The 19,891-nt window shown below is 70.2% G+C and carries 18 protein-coding genes and 1 pseudogene; 10 read left to right on the top strand and 9 right to left on the bottom strand.

The features are described from left to right. Positions 1 to 14 precede the first annotated feature (14 nt). From OG963_RS38185 to OG963_RS38165, 5 genes are all read left to right on the top strand, one after another. The gene (locus OG963_RS38185) at positions 15 to 950 is read left to right on the top strand and encodes a M56 family metallopeptidase (protein ID WP_093778782.1); all 936 of its coding nucleotides are present in this window, start codon (positions 15 to 17) and stop codon (positions 948 to 950) included. 34 nt (positions 951 to 984) lie between these two features. Beyond that, positions 985 to 1,704: a phosphatase PAP2 family protein gene (locus OG963_RS38180; RefSeq protein ID WP_093778780.1), complete on the top strand. Its 720-nt coding sequence runs from the start codon at positions 985 to 987 to the stop codon at positions 1,702 to 1,704. Positions 1,705 to 1,723: 19 nt separating this feature from the next. Continuing rightward, positions 1,724 to 2,416, top strand: coding sequence for an HAD family hydrolase (locus tag OG963_RS38175; protein ID WP_030925416.1), 693 nt, complete (start codon positions 1,724 to 1,726; stop codon positions 2,414 to 2,416). Between the two features lie 79 nt (positions 2,417 to 2,495). Beyond that, positions 2,496 to 2,675 carry a hypothetical protein gene (locus OG963_RS38170; protein WP_030925418.1) on the top strand — a complete coding sequence of 60 codons (180 nt, stop codon included), beginning with the start codon at positions 2,496 to 2,498 and terminating at the stop codon, positions 2,673 to 2,675. A 61-nt stretch (positions 2,676 to 2,736) separates the two neighbouring features. Then, positions 2,737 to 2,961: a hypothetical protein gene (locus OG963_RS38165; RefSeq protein ID WP_030925420.1), complete on the top strand. Its 225-nt coding sequence runs from the start codon at positions 2,737 to 2,739 to the stop codon at positions 2,959 to 2,961. A gap of 260 nt (positions 2,962 to 3,221) precedes the next feature. Here OG963_RS38165 and OG963_RS38160 read toward each other — a convergent pair whose 3' ends face one another. Next, positions 3,222 to 4,712, bottom strand: a complete 1,491-nt coding sequence (locus OG963_RS38160) for an LVIVD repeat-containing protein (RefSeq protein WP_030925423.1) — start codon at positions 4,710 to 4,712, stop codon at positions 3,222 to 3,224. Positions 4,713 to 4,870: 158 nt separating this feature from the next. On the opposite strand from OG963_RS38160, the gene OG963_RS38155 reads away from it, so the two are divergent. Beyond that, positions 4,871 to 5,557: a DUF305 domain-containing protein gene (locus OG963_RS38155; RefSeq protein ID WP_176902381.1), complete on the top strand. Its 687-nt coding sequence runs from the start codon at positions 4,871 to 4,873 to the stop codon at positions 5,555 to 5,557. A 78-nt stretch (positions 5,558 to 5,635) separates the two neighbouring features. Next, the gene (locus tag OG963_RS38150) at positions 5,636 to 7,018 is read left to right on the top strand and encodes an FAD-dependent oxidoreductase (RefSeq protein WP_093778776.1); all 1,383 of its coding nucleotides are present in this window, start codon (positions 5,636 to 5,638) and stop codon (positions 7,016 to 7,018) included. Between the two features lie 51 nt (positions 7,019 to 7,069). Here OG963_RS38150 and OG963_RS38145 read toward each other — a convergent pair whose 3' ends face one another. Both OG963_RS38145 and OG963_RS38140 read right to left on the bottom strand, forming a co-directional pair. Further along, positions 7,070 to 7,456: a helix-turn-helix transcriptional regulator gene (locus OG963_RS38145; RefSeq protein ID WP_256328264.1), complete on the bottom strand. Its 387-nt coding sequence runs from the start codon at positions 7,454 to 7,456 to the stop codon at positions 7,070 to 7,072. A 186-nt stretch (positions 7,457 to 7,642) separates the two neighbouring features. Then, positions 7,643 to 8,054: pseudogene (locus OG963_RS38140) on the bottom strand (acyl-CoA thioesterase). Between the two features lie 305 nt (positions 8,055 to 8,359). Between OG963_RS38140 and OG963_RS38135 the strand changes: the two are divergent. From OG963_RS38135 to OG963_RS38125, 3 genes are all read left to right on the top strand, one after another. Then, positions 8,360 to 10,120, top strand: coding sequence for a glycoside hydrolase domain-containing protein (locus OG963_RS38135; RefSeq protein WP_093778772.1), 1,761 nt, complete (start codon positions 8,360 to 8,362; stop codon positions 10,118 to 10,120). 37 nt (positions 10,121 to 10,157) lie between these two features. Continuing rightward, positions 10,158 to 11,237, top strand: coding sequence for a peptidoglycan-binding protein (locus OG963_RS38130; RefSeq protein ID WP_319740110.1), 1,080 nt, complete (start codon positions 10,158 to 10,160; stop codon positions 11,235 to 11,237). Between the two features lie 184 nt (positions 11,238 to 11,421). Next, positions 11,422 to 13,239, top strand: coding sequence for a peptide ABC transporter substrate-binding protein (locus OG963_RS38125; RefSeq protein ID WP_256328263.1), 1,818 nt, complete (start codon positions 11,422 to 11,424; stop codon positions 13,237 to 13,239). A 98-nt stretch (positions 13,240 to 13,337) separates the two neighbouring features. Here the strand turns inward: OG963_RS38125 and OG963_RS38120 are convergent, their stop codons facing one another. From OG963_RS38120 to OG963_RS38095, 6 genes are read right to left on the bottom strand one after another with little or no spacing between them, the layout of a single operon-like run. Further along, on the bottom strand, positions 13,338 to 14,777 hold the full coding sequence (locus OG963_RS38120; protein WP_093778766.1) for an aldehyde dehydrogenase family protein: 1,440 nt from the start codon (positions 14,775 to 14,777) through the stop codon (positions 13,338 to 13,340). 35 nt (positions 14,778 to 14,812) lie between these two features. Beyond that, positions 14,813 to 15,592: an SDR family oxidoreductase gene (locus OG963_RS38115; protein WP_030925442.1), complete on the bottom strand. Its 780-nt coding sequence runs from the start codon at positions 15,590 to 15,592 to the stop codon at positions 14,813 to 14,815. Continuing rightward, on the bottom strand, positions 15,592 to 16,497 hold the full coding sequence (locus tag OG963_RS38110) for a dihydrodipicolinate synthase family protein (protein WP_093929784.1): 906 nt from the start codon (positions 16,495 to 16,497) through the stop codon (positions 15,592 to 15,594). Before OG963_RS38110 ends, OG963_RS38115 begins: the two co-directional genes overlap by 1 nt. 13 nt (positions 16,498 to 16,510) lie before the next feature. After that, positions 16,511 to 17,308 carry an enoyl-CoA hydratase-related protein gene (locus tag OG963_RS38105; protein WP_093778760.1) on the bottom strand — a complete coding sequence of 266 codons (798 nt, stop codon included), beginning with the start codon at positions 17,306 to 17,308 and terminating at the stop codon, positions 16,511 to 16,513. After that, positions 17,305 to 18,492, bottom strand: a complete 1,188-nt coding sequence (locus tag OG963_RS38100) for a CaiB/BaiF CoA transferase family protein (protein WP_371799918.1) — start codon at positions 18,490 to 18,492, stop codon at positions 17,305 to 17,307. Before OG963_RS38100 ends, OG963_RS38105 begins: the two co-directional genes overlap by 4 nt. Beyond that, positions 18,489 to 19,880, bottom strand: a complete 1,392-nt coding sequence (locus OG963_RS38095) for an FAD-dependent oxidoreductase (protein WP_371799917.1) — start codon at positions 19,878 to 19,880, stop codon at positions 18,489 to 18,491. The genes OG963_RS38100 and OG963_RS38095 overlap by 4 nt, the downstream gene beginning before the upstream one ends. Positions 19,881 to 19,891: the final 11 nt, after the last annotated feature.

Below are 19,891 nucleotides of genomic sequence, written 5' to 3'. Positions count from 1 at the left end.
CATAGGCTGACGCCATGTTGGTCTCGCTTGCGCTGCTGCTGCTCGGTGCACTGGCCGCCGTCGTGACCCCGCGGCTGATGGCGCGGGCCGAATGGCCGGAGCGCGAGCCCGTCGTGGCGCTGTGGGTGTGGCAGTGCGTGGTGGCTGGGGTGCTGCTGTCCTTCGGGCTCTCCATGACCTTCAGCGCGGCCGCCGCCTGGCAGGCCGTACGCGGGCAGGTGTTCGCGCCTGCTCCCCATGCCGTGGTGGAGGCGTACGCGCTGGCCGCGTACGGGCCGTGGTCCGCCGTCATCGCCGTGCTGCTGGCGCTCGGCGGCGTCTGGAGCGGTGCGATGCTGACCCGGGAGGTCCGCCGGGCACGGCTGCGCCGCAGGAGGCGCCGGGCCGAACTGCTGGTCCGTTCCCCGTTGATGCCCGGCGAGGAGGCCGGCAGCGGCCCGCTCGTGGTGCTGGAGGGCGAACGCCCGGATGCCTGGTGGCTGCCGGGGACCGCACCCCAACTGGTCATCACCACCGCCGCACTTGGCCGACTGAAGGGCCGCCAACTGGATGCGGTGCTGGCTCATGAGCAGGGGCACGCCCAGGCACGGCACGACTGGCTGCTGCACTGTTCGGCGGCGCTGGCGACGGGCTTTCCGCAGGTTCCGGTGTTCGCCGCGTTCCGCGACGAGATGCACCGGCTCGTCGAACTGGCCGCCGACGACGTGGCTTCGCGGCGCTTCGGACGGCTGACTATCGCTCTGGCCCTGGTCGAACTGAACGAGGACCGGGGTGTGTTCGGCCCGTGCCCGACGCCGGACGCGCAACTGCCGCTGCGGGTGAACCGGCTGCTGTCCCCGGTGGAGCGACTCACCGCCGGACGCCGGCTGCGGCTGACCGCGGCAGCCGCCCTGGTGCCGGTGGTGCCGCTGCTGGTGGCCTTCGTGCCGGGACTCAGCGCACTGGGATAGCCGGTGCGGCGGTCCGTCCGCGAAGATCTCCCCCATGCACTCCCCCTCACCACCCCTTTCCCCGCCGGACCGCGCGCCCGCCACCGCGCCCCCTCTCGGCACGGGCATCGTCTGCGGATCCCTCGCCCTGGTGCTGTTGATGCTGGTCACCGTGGGCTGGTCCCCGTTGATGTCGCTGGACCGTACGGTCGCCGACTCACTGCACCGGCGGGCGGTGACCGAGCCCGGACTCGTCCACGCCAACCGGATCCTGACGGACTGGGTCTGGGATCCCTGGACGATGCGTGCCCTGACCGCCGTCGCCGTGGTGGGGCTGTGGTTGCGCGGCGCCCGGATGCTCGCGGGATGGGTGGCGGCGACGAGCCTGCTCGCCACCCTGCTGCAGCAAGGGCTGAAGGCCGCCGTGGGCAGGGAGCGGCCTCGGTGGCCGGACCCGGTGGACTCCGCCCATTACGCGGCGTTCCCGTCCGGACACGCCATGACCGCCGTGGTGACGTGCGGCCTGCTGCTGTGGCTGCTGCGCCGGCACGGCGCGGGGCGACGGGTGTGGTGGGCGGCGCTCACGGTGGCGTGGGTCTCGGTGGCCGGAGTGGGGCTCACCCGGCTCTACCTGGGGGTTCACTGGCTGACCGATGTGCTCGGCGGCTGGCTGCTCGGGGCGGCGGTGGTCGCGTTCTCGATCGCGGGGTTCGCACGGTACGAGGAGCGTGGGCGGGGCGGCGCAGACGGGGCGGCCTTGCCGCGTCGTCCCTGAAGCGGCAAGGATCGGACCCATGGTGTTCAAGGGTGCGCTCTTCGACTTCTCCGGGACCCTCTTCCGCGTCGAATCGGTCCGGTCCTGGCTGGGCGCGGTCCTCGCCGAGCGGGAGACGACCGTGACCGATGAGGACTTCGACCGGTATGTGGAGGGGCTGACGACTGCCGGGGCGCTGCCGGGCGGCCCGGACCCCGAGCGCGTACCCGAACAGTTGGCCGAGGTGTGGGCCACCCGCGACAAGAGCGCGGAACGGCACCGGGCGGCGTACACCGGGCTGGCCCGCCAGATCGGCCTGCCGGATCCGGGGCTGTACGACGCGCTGTACGACCGGCACAAGTCACCGGCGGCGTGGCGCCCGTACCCGGATGCGGCCGAGGTGCTGGGGGCGCTGCGCACGAGCGGGGCCCGGATCGGCGTGGTCAGCAACATCGGCTGGGACCTGCGGCCGGTCTTCCGCGCCCACGGTCTGGACGCCCTCGTCGACGCCTACGTCCTGTCGTACGAGCACGGCATCCAGAAGCCGGACCCACAGCTTTTTCACATCGCCTGCACGCTTGTCGGACAGGACCCCACGGATGTGGTGATGGTCGGCGACAGCCGACACGCGGACGGTGGAGCGGCGGCACTCGGGTGCGAGGTGCGCTTCGTGGACCATCTGCCTGTGGAGCAACGGCCGGACGGACTGCGGGCGCTCGGATTGGTTCCATGATCCGGGCAAGGAGACATGTGAGAGATGTCCCTGACGCCCAATGGGTCGGATTGTCACATCGGGGCCTTAGCCTGTAAGCATGTCCCGTTCTCCGCGCTCCTCCAATTCCATGCGTTCCGCCGCAGTGGTGAATGAAGAGATTCGTGACCTGTGGCAGCGCTCCGGCGGATGTCTCTCACCGGACGACGAGCAGGAGTACCAGCGGCTGCTGGTGGAGTGGGCCGCGGTGACCGGCGGGAGTGCGAGGTCCGCCGCCTGACGACCGGACCGGCTGGGCCATTCGCTGTGCAGCCGCCCTCGACGCGTCGCACCCTGGGGGCATGACTTCTCCCCCGATCGTGATTTTCCGCCCATCCCCCTCCGGCGGGCGCCGCGTCACCGTGCAACGAGACGGGCGGGTCCAGATCCTGGGGCTGGCCCACTCCGATCACGATGTGATCGTCTTCCTGGAGGGTGCGGGGCTCGAGGACCCCGAGCACATCCTCGACAGTCCGGAGTGGGTCGAGTGGCGGGGCGGGCGGGCCCACCGGTACGAAGCCGCGTGAGGAACAGCCGATTCCGGCGATCCCCTGCGTCGCCGGAATCAGGCAGCCGCGCCGGTCGACCGGGTCCGTCGGACACCGGTCGGGGCCGCGCTGATGACGGACGACATGAACCGGTCAACGCAGAGGTACAGCATGCGCCTGCGCCGGACGCCGGTCAACGAGGCGTCGCACCGCGATTGACGGCCGTGTGCCGCCGGGCGGGGATCCGCCCGGCGGCACACGGCGTGAGCATGCGGTTCAGTAGTGACTGCGCGGCCGGGTCAGTGGTCGAAGTAGTCCGGCTGCGTCTGCACGTTGAGCTCCGGCATCCGCACCCGCTTCGCGGGGTCGGTCCGCCGATCGTCGAGCTTCAGGACGTCGAAGCCCTTGGCGATGTCGTTGGAATAGATGTAGCCGTTGTAGTAGTACGCCGACCAGGGGCCGGCCGTGGTGACGGCGTCCAGACTGACGGGGCCGCGCTCGAAGTACGCGATCTCCTTCGGCGCCGAGGAGTTGGTGAAGTCCCATACCGAGACTCCGCCCTGGTACCAGGCCTGGACCATCAGGTCGCGGCCCTTGACCGGGATGATCGAACCGTTGTGGGCGACACAGACCTCGGTGGCGGCCTGCGGACGGTCGATCTTGAAGTAGCTGCGGAAGACCAGCTTGCGGTGGTCTCCCCGGCCGACGATGTCGTAGATGCCGTCGGCGCCGCGCTTCGGCCCGATCTCCTCGTTGCAGGTGGCGGCGCCACCGCCGCCGAGCTCGTCGGTGAAGACGACCTTGTCCGCCTTCTGGTTGAACGTCGCCGAGTGCCAGAACGCGAAGTTCACATTGTCCTGGACCCGGTCGATGATCTTCGGGTTCTCCGGATCCTTGATGGAGAACAGCAGGCCGTCGCCCATGCAGGCGCCGGCGGCCAGGTCCTTCGAAGGCAGCACGGTGATGTCGTGGCAGCCGGTCGTCTTGGAGACTCCCGGGTTGGTGGGCGCGCCCGGGTTACCGCCGTCCGGGAAGAGCACCGGGAAGTTCACGATCGCGGCCGTCTGGGGCGACTTGCGCGGCACCTTGATGACGGTGATCCCGTCGTGCGGCGGCTGACAGTCGGGGAACGTCTCGTTCGGCGAGTACGAGGACACGTACACGTACACGCTGCTGCGCTCCGGAACCAGCGTGTGGGTGTGCGAGCCGCACGCGGTCTCGACGGCGGCGACGTACTTCGGGTTGCGCTTGTCGCTGATGTCGAAGATCTTCATGCCCTCCCAGGAGGACTTCTCCGTGGCGGGCTGGGTGGTGCTGGCGCACGAGTTGTCGCTGCGCGAGGAGTCGGTGGACAGGAACAGCAGGTTCCCGGAGACCGAGACGTCGTTCTGCGATCCGGGGCAGAGGACCTGGGCGACGGTCTTCGGGGACCTCGGGTTGCTGATGTCGAAAATCCGGAAGCCGTCGTAGTTCCCGGCGAAGGCGTACTTCCCCTGGAACGCCAGGTCCGTGTTGAGGCCCTTGAGCGCGTCCTTCGGGATGTTCGCCAGCGGGGTGATGTTGTCGCTGTGGACGATCTCGTCCACGCCGGGTATCTCGCCGTCCTGGATGGCGGCCGCGGCCACAGCCTCCTGGCTCGCGGAGAGACCGGTACCGGTGGCTGGGTGATCACCGGGGTCGGGTGTCGCGGCCGCTGGTCCGGCCATCAGCAGAGTGGCGAAGAGCCCGGCGGCGGCTGCCGCCACACCCAGACGTCTGCGCCGCACTCGGGTGGTGTGCAACGAAGTCACTGCGTCCTCCCCTGTACCAATGCGTGGTTGAACGGTTGACTGACCCCGGCAGTATCGTCCTTCCCATGGGTATCCCAACAGATGGCAACAGGAACGTAATGAAAGTTCCCGCCACTTGAGATCGCGCAAGTGCGTCGAACGATTGGCAACCACCCCATATATCGCTGGAGGCAGCCTTGTTGATATACCGTCAGGTTGCGCACGTGCGCAGATCCCTGGTCGTGGCCGCTGTCGCGGCCGCCGTGCTCTGTCTCGGCGCGTGCGATGCGGGCAGCGGGGATCACGACGCGAACGCACGGGCCGGCGGGGGCCCTTCGGTCGTGGCACCGGGCAAGCCGGGCGAGCCCGCGCAGACGCTGTCCGCCGAGGATGCGGCGAAGGCCACCGTCGACGACACTCCCAACTCGGCCGACTTCCGCTACGTGCAGCTGATGATCCAGCACCATGCCCAGGCCCTGGAGTTGACGGCGCTGGTGCCGTCCCGTTCCTCGTCCACCCCGGTCAAGCGGCTCGCCGAGCGCATCTCCGCCGCCCAGAAGCCGGAGATCGGTGCCATGGAAGGGTGGCTCAAACACAATGGCGGCGAGAAGCGCGCGGGTGGCCACGACCATGCCGGGATGCCCGGCATGGCGACGCAGGCGCAGCTGAAGCAGTTGCGCGCGGCCGAGGGCAAGGCCTTCGACGAACTCTTCCTGAAGCTCATGATCACCCACCACCAGGGAGCGATCACGATGGCGACCGAGGCCCTCTCGGAGGGGAACAACGTCCTGGTCGAGGAGATGGCGGGCGACGTCGTCGCTCAGCAGACGGTCGAGATCGACCGGATGCGCGCACTGTCCACCTGACGCGCCGAGCGGCCGCGTCTCTCCCCTGCTCCGCCTCCCGGTGCGATGCTGGAGGCACGCTCCGGGAAGAGGTGCACCGTGCTCCGTGTCGCCGTCGTCGGCTCCGGACCCAGCGGGGTCTACACCGCGCAGTGTCTGGTCCAGCAGTCCCGGATGCCCGACGTCCGGGTGGACGTGCTGGACAGGCTGCCCTGCCCGTACGGCCTCGTGCGTTACGGCGTCGCCCCCGACCACGAGAAGATCAAGTCGCTGCAGAACAGCCTGCGGACCGTCCTGGAGCACGAGCGGATCACCTTTCTCGGCAATGTCCAGGTGGGCGGGGACGGACTGCCACCCGATCGGCTGAGCGAGCTCTACCACGCGGTGGTCTACTGCGTCGGGGCGGCGACCGACCGCGGTCTCGGCGTTCCCGGCGAGGATCTGCCCGGTAGCCACTCGGCGACCGAGTTCGTCTCCTGGTACAGCGCGCACCCCGATTCGGCCGCGGACAACTTCGCTCTGCGGGCCCGTTCGGTCGTGGTGATCGGGGTCGGCAATGTGGCGGTCGACGTCGCGCGGATCCTCGCCCGCAGCGCCGAGGATCTACGGCCCACCGATGTCCCGCACCCGACGCTCGGTGCGCTGGCCGGCAGCCGGGTGCGCGAGGTGCACATGGCGGGCAGGCGCGGACCGTCCCAGGCCAGGTTCACCACCAAGGAGCTGCGCGAGCTGGGCGGGTTGCCGGGGGCGCGGGTCGTGGTGGACACGGCTGAGCTGGCCCTCGATCCGGCGTACGCCTCCGCCGGGGCGCCGGCGGATTCGCCGGTGCCGCTGCCGGCGGTGGCGCGGCGCAATATCGAGGTACTGCGTGGGTGGGCGGAAGCCGACGTCCCTGCCGCCGGGCCCGACCCGGTGCGCACGATCCACCTGCGGTTCTTCCTGCGCCCGGTCGAGCTCCTCGAACGGGACGGGCGGGTCGCCGGGGTGCGGTTCGCGCGTACCGCACCGGACGGCGGCGGAGGCATAAAGGACACCGGGACCTACGAGGAGATCGACGCCCAGCTCGTGCTGCGGGCCGTCGGTTACCGCGGGCTGCCGCTGCCCGGTCTGCCGTTCGATCCGGCCCGCGGCACCGTGCCTCATCTGGCGGGGCGGGTGCTGCGCGACGGGGTTCCGTCGCCCGGCGAGTACGTCGCGGGGTGGATCAAGCGGGGGCCGACCGGAGTGATCGGCTCGAACCGGTCGTGCGCGAAGGAGACGGTCGCGTCGCTGCTGGACGACGCACCACTGCTCGAGGGGCGTCCGACGGCCCCCGATCCGGTGGCCGCGATGCGGGCGTGGGGGCTGCGGCCCGTGGAGTGGGAGGGCTGGCAGTCGATCGAGCGGGCGGAAGCGGCACTGGGGCGGTCGCTCGGCCGTGGGCCGGTGAAGATCCCGGACTGGGATGGACTGCTGGAGGCCGCACACAGCGGCCGGCGCTGAATCAAGGACCGCGGACGGACCCTCGGCGCGGTGGCGGCACCGAACGCGCTGTCAGCCTTCGCCGAGCCGGTCCCCCTGCCGGGTCACGGCGGCGAGAACGGTGTCGAGGAGTCCAGGGAAGAGTGCGTCCAGGTCGTCGCGGCGCAGCCCGTTCATCTTGGCGGTGCCCCGGTAGGTCTGACTGATGATGCCGCTCTCGCGCAGCACCCGGAAGTGGTGCGTGGTCGTGGACTTGGACACCGGCAGTTGGATACGGGAGCAGGTGAGCTCGCTCTCCGCGGCCGCCAGCTCGCGGACCACGCGCAGCCGCATCGGGTCGGAGAGCGCATGGAGCACCGCCTCGATGCGGATCTCCTCACGTGCCGGGTGGGCCAGCACGCGGGCACCGGTGCCCGGGGCGGCGGTGCCACTCGCGGCAGTGGCGCTGGTCGCGGTCACGTCGGCTCCTGTCGTCGCTTCGTCCGGAAGCTCCATGGTACGAGACTCATCGTACTTCGCCGTGCATCGCACCACGGGCACGGGACCGGCAGACCAGATCCTTCCGCCTGAACGAGAGCGGGCACTGCGCCGACGTCATACATGAGGCGGGGCGCCCACCGTCGCGCACGGCCGGTCCGCCTGCGGTCAGCCGCTGCGCGGGTCCGGGTTTCCGGCGAGAGAGGCGGGGCGGCCGGCCGGATCGGCGGTGAGCCTGCGGGCGGCCAGGTCGAGCATGCCCGCAACGCCCGTGACCGACGCCGCGACCGCGCCGTCCTCCTTGATGATCTTCTGCATCACCTCGAAGGTCTTCCCGCTGCCGTACACGAACCGACAGGTCCCGCGCCCTCGCTCGCCGCCCAGTTCGGGTGGGAACTTCACGCCGCTTCGAGCGCGACCGGCCCACGCCACCGGCCGGCAGTTTCTCCTGCGGCAGGCCGGCGACTCGCAGCAGCTCCCACCGGGCGTGCTCGGCGTACCGCGGATGGACGGCCTGGTGCAGGTGTCCCTGCGTATCGGGTCCGGAGCCGCGCACCGTCACTTCGACCAAGAAGGCCATGGACGTCGCAACATCGCTGCGCCGTCCGTCATTCTCAGCGCCGGGACGCCCGAAACCGTCGCATACGGGAGCTGTGTTCCTGAGGTTGCCCTCGAACCTCCTTGCCGATCAACGCGGTTGGTGACCGGAACGGCTTCACGAGCTTGGTAAGAAATTTTCGGCAATAGGTAGTGCAACGCAACTCAATGCCGCGCTACGTTTCGCCTGCCCTGCTCACGGCGGCGCCGCACGACGATGCGAGCCGGCCCCGTGGTTCGGGTGAAAGGCGCATGTCCTGTCCATCCCAGAAGCCGACCTGGAGTGCCATGAGACTGCCCAGACCACCACGAGCGCGCCTGCGCGCCGCGACCACCGTGGTCACCGCCCTGGCCGCACTGAGCACCGCCGCCCTGGCCGGCGCCGCGGTGCCGGCCGGCGCCGCCGACGGCGCCAAGGATGTGTCCTACCGGGGCTATCACGTACGTGTGCCCAGTAGTTGGCCGGTCATCGACCTGGCCGCGCACCCAGACACCTGTGTGCGCTTCGACCGCCACGCGGTCTACCTCGGCCACGCCACCGATGCCGGTCAGGCCACCTGCCCGCCCGGCCTGGTCGGCCGTACCGAAGCGCTGGTGATCGAACCACTGGACGCCGCCGGCCGGAAGGCGGTGGACGGCTCCACCCGCATCGCGCCCGAGGGCGCCGCCAGGGCCGCGTCCCCGCGGACCGGTGGTGCGCCGTCCGGGCGGATACGCCAGGCGGTGCCGGCAGCCGGAGTGCTGGTCACCGCCTCGGTGGGCACGGACGAAGCGGCCGCGCAGACCATCCTCGACAGCGCCGATCTCGACGCCGACGCCGAGGCGGTGAACCTGTCCGCAGCCCCGGCGGGCCGGGCCGAGGCCATGTCCGCGTCCGCCGTCGCCGCCCAGCCCGGCACGTACACGGGTCTCGGCTTCGACCCCTGCGCCGCACCGTCCAACGCCCAGATGTCCGCCTGGTCCGCGTCGCCGTTCCGGGCCATCGGGGTGTACATCAGCGGCATCAGCGCCGCCTGCGACCAGCCGAACCTGACCGCGCCGTGGATCCAGACGCAGACCTCGGCGGGCTGGCACATCATCCCCATCCATGTGGGACTCCAGGCGCCGTGCAACTCCTTCAGCCACAAGGTGTCGTCCACCCTCGCCACCGCCGCGAGCCAGGGTCACAGCGAGGCGCAGGAAGCCGTCGCCGCCGCTGCCGCGCTCGGGCTGCCGCAGGGCAGCGTGCTCTACGACGACATGGAGGCGTACGACCAGACCAACACGGCATGCAGCAACGCGGTGATGACCTTCCTCAGCGCCTGGACCGAGGAACTGCACGCCAGCGGTTACCTCTCCGGCGTCTACACCTCCGCCACCTCCATGGCCGACCTGGCCGGGGAGTACACCACCGGCACCTACACGATGCCGGACCACATCTGGTTCGCCCGCTGGAACGGCAAGGCCGACAACGACGCCACGCCCTACGTTCCCGACGAGTACTGGGCCGATCACCAGCGCATCCACCAGCTCAGCGGGGACACCGACGAGACCTGGGGCGGCGTGACCATCAACATCGACCGCGACTACCTGGACGTCGGAGTGGGACCGTTCGCCGGTTCCTGCACGGCCAGCCTCGACTTCTCGGCGTACGGATCGATTTCCGCGGGCTCCTCCGGCGGCCTGGTCAGCGCCGCCCAATGCCTGCTGACACGCCAGGGGTACTTCACCGGCGCCGTGGACGGAGCCTTCGGCTCGGGCACCACGAGCGCCGTCCAGTCCTTCCAGAGCGCCAAGTCGCTGCCGGTCACCGGCACCGTCGACTCCCACACCTGGACCGCCCTGCTGTCCGCGGGCACCAGGCCGACCCTCCAGTCAGGCTCCACCGGAACCGACGTCAAGCGCCTGCAGCGTGCGCTGATCGCGGCCCGCGGTCAGACGCTCACCATCGACGGCGACTTCGGCCCGGCGACCACCACCGCGGTCAAGGCCTACCAGACCGCCCAGGGCCTGACCTCGGACGGGATCGTCGGCAATCTGTCCTGGTCCGCCCTGCAAGCCGGCAAGTGACCCCCGATCCATGGCGATTCAGACTCCTGGGAGAACCATGCCTGCATACGGAAATCTCCGCCGGGCCGGCCGCGGTCTCGCGGTCGCGGCGGCAGCGGGACTGCTCGCACTGAGCACCGCGATGCCCGCGGCGGCCGCGACCATTCCCGCACGGACCAATCTGCTCTCCTCCGACTGCCCGAGCACCGTCAAACAGGGCCAGTTCAGCGGCTGTGTGACCGAGCTGCAGACGCTGCTCGACCTCGGCGGCGCCTCGCTGACGGTGGACGGCGACTTCGGCCCGGCGACCACCGCGGCGGTCCAGGCGTACCAGACCTCCAAGGGCCTCACCTCGGACGGTCTGGTGGGCCCGGCCACCAAGTCCGCGCTGTACTACGAGGACCCCGCGGTCGCCATCGACCTGCGCACCCTGCGCTGCCCGGTGGACCTGGAGCCCGACGAGAACGACGGCTGCGTCACCGAGCTGCAGAACAAGCTCAACGCCCATGGCGCCTCGCTGACCGTGGACCATGTCCTCGGCACCGGCACCACCAATGCGGTACGCACCTACCAGTCCTCGGTGGGGCTGCCGGCCACCGGTGTGGTGAACCCCGCCACCAAGGCGAAGCTGTACGGCGACCCGGCGCCCCAGCAGCCGGCGGACCTCGGCTCGGGCCGCTACGCGGCGGTCGTCGACTTCGGCGAGCAGGCCACCGGCCAGAACATCCAGTACGTCTGGGGCGGCGGCCACGAGACGGACTTCGGCCCGTCGATCGGCATCTGCGACGACTACGGCGGCTCGATCACACCGTGCCCGGCCGACAAGGAGGTGGGCCTGGACTGCTCGGGGTTCGCCCGCTGGCTGTACTGGCGGGCGGGGGCCGGCGACATAGGCCAGACCACCAAGGACCAGGTGGTCAACCCGCGCTTCATCAAGGTCACCGCCGCCACCGCGATCCCCGGTGACCTGGTGTTCTTCGGCGGCTCGGCGGCGACCGTGCACCATGTCGGGGTCTACACCGGCACCGTGAACGGGGTGGCGATGATGGTCAACGCCCCGCAGACGGCCTCGTACGTGCGCGACGACACCATCGCTTCGCACAGCGACCTGCTCGGCTACTACCACCTCTCCAGCTGACGCTCGGCTCGACCCGGCTCAAGGCGGCCGGCTCCGCACGACGGGGCCGGCCGCCGCTCTCGCCAGTCGATCTTTGTAAATTCTTGCCGTCGCTATGGACTTTGACGCACATCACTTACGAAGATGCACACCAGCCAATGCGCCTCCGCTGCATTCCCGTCCCCGCCCAAGGGAGTTGCCCCCTGTGAACGTGCGCATCCCGCGCAGAGCCGCCGCCGCCCTCGCCGCTCTCGCCCTGCCGATCCTCGCCCTTCCCGTGCCCGCCGCCCGAGCCGACGGCGCCGGCACCACCCTCCGGGTCACCATGGACACCTCCGGAGTGGACACCCTCAATCCCTTCCTTGCGTACTTCGACGGCGCCCTGGACATCTTCGGCCAGGTCTACCCGTCGCTCAACTCGCTCCGCCCGGACGGCAGCGCGGCGCCCTACCTCGCCGACTCCTGGACCACCTCCGCCGACAAGCTCAGCTGGACCTTCAAGATCCACAAGGGTCTGAAGTGGTCCGACGGCCAGCCGATCACGGCCGAGGACGCCGCCTGGACGCTGAACCTGATCATGACGAACGAGACCGCAGCCACCGCCAACGGCTCGCTGGTCCGGAACTTCGCCAAGGTCGAGGCCACCGATGCGAACACCCTGGTGATCACCACCAAGGATCCGCAGTCGAACATGCTGTACGTCTCCACCCCCAGCAGCATCCCGATCGTGCCCAAGCACATCTGGGAGAAGCACACCGGTGACCTGAAGAGCTTCAAGAACAACAGCTTCCCGCTGGTCGGTTACGGCCCCTGGAAGCTCGTCACCTACAAGACCGAGCAGTACGCCAAGCTCGACGCCAACAAGGACTTCTTCCTCGGCGCCCCCAAGTTCGACCACCTGCTCGAGCAGCAGTACAAGACCACCGACGCCGCGGTGGCCGCACTGCGCAGCGGGCAGCTCGACTACGTCACCTCGATGAACTCCACCCAGTTCAAGGCCCTGCAGAGCGAGAAGAACGTCAAGGCCTTCCAGACGCCCGGTCACCACTGGAGCGCCATCGAGATCAACGCCGGGGCGAAGACCCGTAACGAGAAGGCGATCGGTACGGCGAACCCCGTGCTCGCCGACCAGGCCGTGCGCACCGCCATCGCCTACGCGACGGACAAGAAGACGCTGGTCAAGAAGGTCCTCAACAACCTGGGCGCGCCCGGTGTGGGCTACCTGCCGCCGGCCTGGAGTCAGTGGGCGTGGACCCCCGAGCCCGGTGAGGCGACGGACTTCGACCCGGCCAAGGCCAACGCACTGCTCGACGAGGCCGGTTACAAGAAGGGCAAGGACGGCATACGCACGGCCCCGAAGTCCGGCAAGAAACTGGATCTGCGCCTGGGTATCCACTCCGACAGCACGGGCGACGCGCAGATCTCGTCCTACGTCAAGGGCTGGCTCAAGGACATCGGCATCGAGGTCACCATCCAGCCGTTCGGCATGACCAAGCTGAACGACAACCTGGCCAAGGGCGACTGGGACATGTTGATGGACAGCTGGGGCACCGGCCCCGACCCGAGCTACATGCTCGGCATCCAGACCTGTGACACACGCCCGCAGGACGACGGCACCAGCGGCTCCACGGACGCGTTCCACTGCGACAAGGAGTACGACAAACTCTTCCAGGAGCAGATCAAGGCCTTCGACCCGGCCGAGCGCGCTCGGATCGTCGGTCGGATGCAGGACATCCTGTACCGGCACAACCAGGACATGATCCTGTACTACGACAACGGCCTGTACGCGGCCCGTACGGACACCGTGAAGGGGCTTGTCTCCGGCAAGGCGGACGCGACAGGCGTGATGCCCACCCAGCTGGCCTTCTGGAACTACGCCAAGGCCGCACCGGCCGCAAGGAGCGCCGAGTCCTCCATGTCCACCGGGACCGTGGCCGCCGGTGTCGGTGCTGTGGCAGTGCTCGGCGTCGTCGGCGGGCTGGCGGTCCGCCGCCGCAAGGCCGGCGCGGGCGACCGGGAGTAGCCCACGCACCGGGTCGGCACCGAGGCCACCACGGCCTCGGTGCTCCGGCCGACAACGCAACCGCAGCGGTTTGCGGGATCGTGCGGCTGGTCGGTGGCTCAGGCGTCCCAGCCCATGTAGACGGACTTGGACCAGGAGTAGAACTCGGTGGCCACGGCTCCCTGCTCCCGGAAGGTGTTGCTGGACGAATCCTTCACTCCCCCGAAGGGCACGTTCAGGTCGAGTCCGGTCGTCGGGCGGTTGACCTTGATCACGCCGGCCCGGACGCGCGCGGCGAACCGCTGCGCGTCGGCGAGGCTCCGGGTGCACACACCTGCGGCCAGCCCGTACCGGGAGTCGTTGACCAGCTCGATCGCGTCGTCGAGATCCTCGGCGACGAGCACGGCCACCACGGGCCCGAAGATCTCGTCACGCGCGACGGCGCTGTCCCGGCCGGCACCGGTGAGCACGGTGGGTGCCAGCATCAGGCCCTGGGGGGCGTCGCCGCCGGCTGCGACGGTCACGCCCTCGTCCCGCGCCCGCTCGATCGCCGCGCTGACACCGGCGAGCTGTTGCTCGCTGACCACCGGGCCCATCAGCGTGCCACCGTCCAGACCGTTGCCCGGACGGTAGCGTTCCGCCTGCTTGGTGAGCGCCGCGACGAAGGCCTCGTACACGCCCGGGGTACAGATGACCCGGGAGGACGCGGTGCAGGCCTGTCCGGTGAGGGCGAAGCCGCCGGCCGCGGCGATCTGTGCGGCCTGCTCGACGTCCGCGTCGTCGAGCACCACCAAGGCGTTCTTGCCACCCATCTCGACCTGCACCCGGCCGCGGCGCTCGTGGACGGTGCGCTCGATGTGCATGCCCACCGACGTGGACCCGGTGAACGACACCGCCGACACCCGGGGGTCGGTCACCAGCGCTTCACCGACGACCGGTCCGGCGCCGTGCACCACATTCAGCACGCCGGCCGGCAGACCCGCCTGCACCAGCGCATCGGCGAGGTGACGGGTCGACACCGGGGTGAGTTCGGCGGGCTTGAGGACCACCGCGTTGCCCGCGATCAGTGCCGGCGCCATCTTCCAGGCCGGGATGGCGATCGGGAAGTTCCACGGGGTGATCAGTCCGACCACGCCCAGCGCCTCGCGTCGGGTGTGCACCAGGGTGTCGGGCTGCGAGCTGGGCAGCGTCGTGCCGCCGAGCCGCCAGCCCTCGGAACCGAAGAAGCGGAACACATCGATCGCCCGGCGCACTTCGCCCCGGGCCTCGGCCAGCGTCTTGCCTTCCTCCCGCACCAGGTCGCGGGCGATCTCCTCGTGACGGCCGCGCAGAATCTCCGCCGCGTCCATCAGGATGGCGCCGCGCGCGGGCGGGGGCAGCGACGCCCAGCCCGGCTGGGCGTCGCAGGCCGCCGTGACCGCGGCGTCCACTGCATCCGCGCCGGAGGCCGGCGAGACGGAAACCAGGTCGGACGGGTCCGCGGGATTGCGACGCTCGTAACCGTCGCCGGGGAAGTCCTTGCCACCGATCAGGTTGCTGATCCGATGCAGAGTGCTCATGAATTGTGGTCCTTCATCGGGTGGATTCCGGCCGGTCACAGGCTGCGGACGAGGCCGCCGTCGCACCGGAGCGCCGTTCCGGTGACGTACGAGGCGGGCGCACTGCAGAGGAAGGCCGCCGCCGCCGCGAACTCCTCCGGGGTGCCGTACCGCCCGGCGGGGATCGCGGCCCGGGAGTCGGCCGCGACATCGGCGACCGGTCGCTGCTCCCGCTCGGCGCGCGCGGCGTCGAGCTGCGCGACCCGGTCGGTGGCGATCCGACCCGGCAGCAGCAGGTTGACGGTGACTCCGTCGCGGGCGACCTCGGCGGCGAGGGTCTTGAGGTAGGCCGCGAGGGCGGCCCGGCCTGCGTTGGACAGCACCAGGCCGGCCAGCGGCTCGGCGACACCGCTGGAGCCCACGGCGAGGATCCGCCCCCAGGCACGCTCCCGCATGCCGGGCAGCACCTGTGCCACCAGACGTTGCTGGGCCAGCAGGAGCGAGTCCACGGCCGATCCGAGGTCCGTGCCCGCGCCGTCGAGGTCGACGGCGCGGCCGGGCTTCGGGCCCGGGCCGTTGAGCACCAGGATGTCCGGGTCGCCGTACGCCGCGCGTGCGGCCTCGATCAGTTGACGCGGCCCGTCCGGTGCCGTGAGATCGGCCTGGACACCCACGGCCTCGGGCAGCCCGGCGGCGATCTTCTCGGCCAGGTCACCGCGCCGTCCGGCGACGACGACGGCGGCCCCCTCGGCCGCGAGCGCCTCGGCCACCGCGCGGCCGAGGCCACCGGTGGAGGCGGCGACGACAGCGGTACGTCCACGTATTCCGAGATCCATCACCGCACCCCCTTCCGCAGAGCGGCCAGGGCCGGCCCCAGGTGCCGCTCCAGTTGCGGGACGAGCGACTCCGGCATGGCAGCGGCCGGCGGGCGCACGCCGGCCTCCATGACCAGCCCGCGACGCCGGATCGCCTCCTTGCGGACAGCCAGTCCGATTCCCGCCTGGGCCTCGAAGTTGACCAGCGGCAGATACGGCAGGTACGCCTCGCGGGCGGCGTCGTAACCGCCGCCGCGCCAGGCGTCGACGCAGGCGACCAGGCCCTCCGGGCAGGAGAAACCGGTCATCGCGCCGGCGGCCCCGGCCGCCAGCTCGTCCAGCAGACCGAGCCCGCCGAGGCCGCCGAAGACGGGCACGTCGAGCTGGGCGGTCAGGACCGCGACGGCCGCCGGGGTCGGCGGTGCCTCGGCCTTCACGCCGACCGCCGAGGGGACTGCCTGCACGGCGCTGACCAGGTCGGCCGTACGGACGGCGACTTTGCTGGCCTCCGGATAGTCCTGGACGACGATGCCGGCGCCCGTGGCCTCGTGCACGGCGTTCAGGTGCGCGGCGACGACGCGCGGGTCCGGGGAGTTGACCTGGACCATGAGCCCGGCGAGGCGGTCACCGACCACCTCGCGTACCAGCCGGGCCTCCTCGATCACCGGTGCCGTGGCGAGTCCGGTGACACCGACGACGAGCGGCAGTTCCACGGACGAGGCGACCACTTCGAGCACCGTGCGGCGTTCGTCGGCGGACAGCCGGGCGGCCTCGCCGAAGACGCCGAGCACGGTGAGACCGGTGGCGCCGATGCCCTCGTAGTGCTTCACCAGCCGGGACAGGCTGGTCTCGTCGACCTCCAGGGACGGGCCGAGGAACGGTGTGGCGACCACTCCCCACACGCCGGATGACAAATTGTCGACCATGAGTTGCTCTCCTTTACCGGCCCGGCCAGACGGGCGCGCGCTTCTCCTGGAAGGCGAGCACGCCCTCCTTGCCGTCCTCGCTGTCCAGCGCCTCGGTGAGGGCCGGCAGCCGCATCGCGTGGGCCTCCCGCGCCGACAGGTGCTCGGTGCGCTGCACCATCTGCTTGATGGCGCGCAGCGAGGTGGGGGCACAGGCGAGGATGTCGGCGACCCAGCGGTCGACGGCGTGGTCCAGCTCCTCGGCCGGTACGACCTCGTTGACCAGTCCCATGCGGTGAAGTTCGGCCGCGGGCACCTTGCGGCCGGTGAGCAGCAGTCCCATGGCCTGAGTGTGCTGCAGCCTACGGACGAGCCGGAAGACGCCGCCGTCGAGCGGGATCCGGCCGACGCGCGGTTCGGTGAGGCCGAACCTGGCGTTATCGGCGGCCACGACGATGTCGCAGCCGAGCACCATCTCCATGCCGCCGCCGAGCGCGTAGCCGTTGACCCGGGCGATGACGGGGACGTCGAGGCTGGTACGAAGGCTCAGGCCGCCGAAGCCGTTGGGGTCGAGATCGGCCCAGTACTGCAGGCCGGTCTTGTCGACCGCGTCGGCGGACATGTCGGCGCCCACGCAGAACGCCCGGTCTCCGTCGCCGGTGACCACGACGACGCGGACCTCCCGGTCGGCCTCGATCTCGGCCCAGATCTCGTTCAGCCGGGCCAGCGTCTTCGCGTCGACGGCGTTGAGCACCTTGGGACGGCTGATGGTGACCCGGGCGACGTGCCCGTCGCGCTCGTAACGCACCTCGTCGGTGTACGGGTCACTCATCGCAGGATGCCCTTCTCGCGCAGCACGGCTATCTGCTGCATGTCGTAGCCGAGTTCGCCGAGGATCTCCTCGCCGTGCTCGCCCAGTCGGGGCGGCACCCGGCGAACGGTGGCCGCGCCCTCGGACAGGTGGATCGGCGCGTTGAGCGCGCGGATACGGCCCGCGACGGGGTGGTCCATCTCGACGATCATGTTGTTGACCGCCGTCTGTTCGTCGTCCAGCGTCTGCTCCAGACTGCGCACCGGGGCGCAGAGGATGTCCTCCTCCTCCAGGCGCTTGACCCAGTAGCCGGTGGACCTGCCTGCGACGGCCTCCGCGAAGATGCGCTGCAGCTCGGGCCTGTGGGCGAACTGCTTCTCGAGGGTGTCGAACTCGGCGCGTTCGCCCAGGTCCTCGTCGAGCTCCAGGGCGCGGCTGATGTGGTGCAGCGGGTCGGCCTTGAAGCCGCCGACCATGATCAGTGCACCGTCGCTGGTGGGAAGCACGGCGGTGAGCGGCATGGCGGCCCAGTTGATCTCGGATCCGCGGTTGAGCTGCTGGCACGCCTCCTGCATCTGCATGTGGAGCATGGAGTCGTACATCGACACCTCGACCTTCTGCCCCTCGCCCGTCCGGTCGCGATGGAGCAGGGCGAGCAGGATGCCCTGGAGAAGGTGCATGCCGGTGGTGTAGTCGCACAGCGTGGTCGGGTAGAGCGTCACGGGGTCGTCGTCCGCGACCCGGCGCCACATCACACCGCTGTACGCCTGGGCGATGGCGTCCTGGCCGCCCTTGTGCGCGTAAGGCCCAGAGGTGCCGAAGCCGGTTCCGGATGCCCAGATGATCCGCGGGCTCAGCTCCCGAAGCGCCTCGTAGCCGAGGCCGAGACGCTCCATGACACCGGCCCGGAAGTTGCTGACCACGACGTCGGCGCCGCGCACCAGTTCCTGGACGGCCTCGAGTCCCTCCTCGGTACGGGTGTCGATGCTGATGCTCCGCTTGTTGCGGTTGATCGACAGGAAGATGGGGTTGTCCAGGCCCGCCGGGTCCGGGATCGAGGTACGGGCGATGTCGCCCGTACCGGGCCGCTCCACCTTGATCACATCGGCGCCGTAGTCGCCGAGCAGCTGCGTGCACGACGGGCCCATGAAGACCTGGGTGAAGTCGACGACGGTGATGCCGCTCAGCGGCTGTACGGTGCTCATGCGCGGACCTCCATGGTCGCGTCGACGGTGGCGTTCTCGGCGGGGACGTCGCCCGGGTCGGCGCCCTGGTCGCGCATCCGGCTCTGGATCACGGCCGGGTCGACGTCCCGTACCGGCACGCCCTGCTCGACCGCGGTCGCCGCGGCGATACCGGCGGCCTGGCCCATGGCCATGCAGGGCGGAATCTCGCGCGAGATGCGCTGTGCCTCGGGAGTGGCCGAGTAGTGACGGCCGGCGACCAGCAACTGGTCGACGCCGCGCGGCAGAAGCGAGCGGTACGGCGTGTAGTAGTCACGGCCGCGCGAGACACTGTCGGCGAAGTGGCGACGGGAGGTGACGTCGTCCTTGGTGACGACGTACTCGCCCTGCAGCAGACGGGTCTGGCGGACACCCATCTGCTCGGCGACATCGAGCAGATACGCACCCTCGAAGCCCGGCAGGTCCGACCTGATGTGGTCGAGCACGTTGCCGATACGGCTCCGCGCCTCGAACTCGGCCTCGGTGAGCGACTCCGGATCGGTGCCGTCGAATCCGGTCATGTGCGGCGCGTTGCACCACACCACACCGGGTACGGGCGTCTTGAGCCACCACAGCTCCCAGGCGCCGCCGAGCAGCCGCTTGATCTTGCGGTTGATCGCGCGGGCCTCCCGCGGGTTCTCCTGCTCGAAGCGCTCCGCGGCCGCGGTGTCCACGCCGCCGAGCCGGAAGACCAGGGTGACGAGGTAGTTGTCCTTGTCGTACGTGGCGCCGGCGCGGGATGCCACGTCGATGTCACCCGTGGTGTCGATGACGACATCGCCCATGACCGCCTGCGGACCGGACTTGGTCTCGCAGACGACACCCTTGACCGCCCCGTCCTGGACGATCGGCCGGGAGAACCAGCTGTGCAGCCGGAGGTCGACCCCGCTCTCGCGGACGAGGTCGTTGGACACGCGCTTCCAGCCGTCGGGGTCGAAGGCGACCGCGTAGCAGATCGGCTTGGGGCTGGTGTGGGAGTGGAAGTCGAATGCCCCCCAGCGGCCCCACTTGTTCCACATCTCCTGGGAGGAGACGCGCTCCTCGGCCGGCGGGTAGACCGCGAGTCCCAGCTTGGCCATCCGCTCGACGTACTCGTCGACGATACCGGTGACCGTGATCTCGTTGCCGTTGATCATGTCGTCCAGGACGAGGACCATGCCGCCGGAGGCGAGTCCGCCGAGCGCCGAGTAGCGCTCCAGCAGTGTCACGCTCGCCCCGCTGCGGGCGGCGGAGACCGCGGCGCTCACACCGGCGGGGCCTCCGCCGACCACGACCACGTCGGAACGCCGGACGACCGGCGCCTCGATGGCGTCAAGTGTGACGGACTGTCCGTGGACAAGTGCGCCGGACGGCGCGGCTGTTGTGGACATGGTGGGACTCC

The organism is Streptomyces sp. NBC_01707, assembly GCF_041438805.1.
GTDB lineage: Bacteria > Actinomycetota > Actinomycetes > Streptomycetales > Streptomycetaceae > Streptomyces.
The sequence above is the reverse complement of the archived record's forward strand: the minus strand, read 5'-3'. Positions and strand labels throughout refer to the sequence as shown.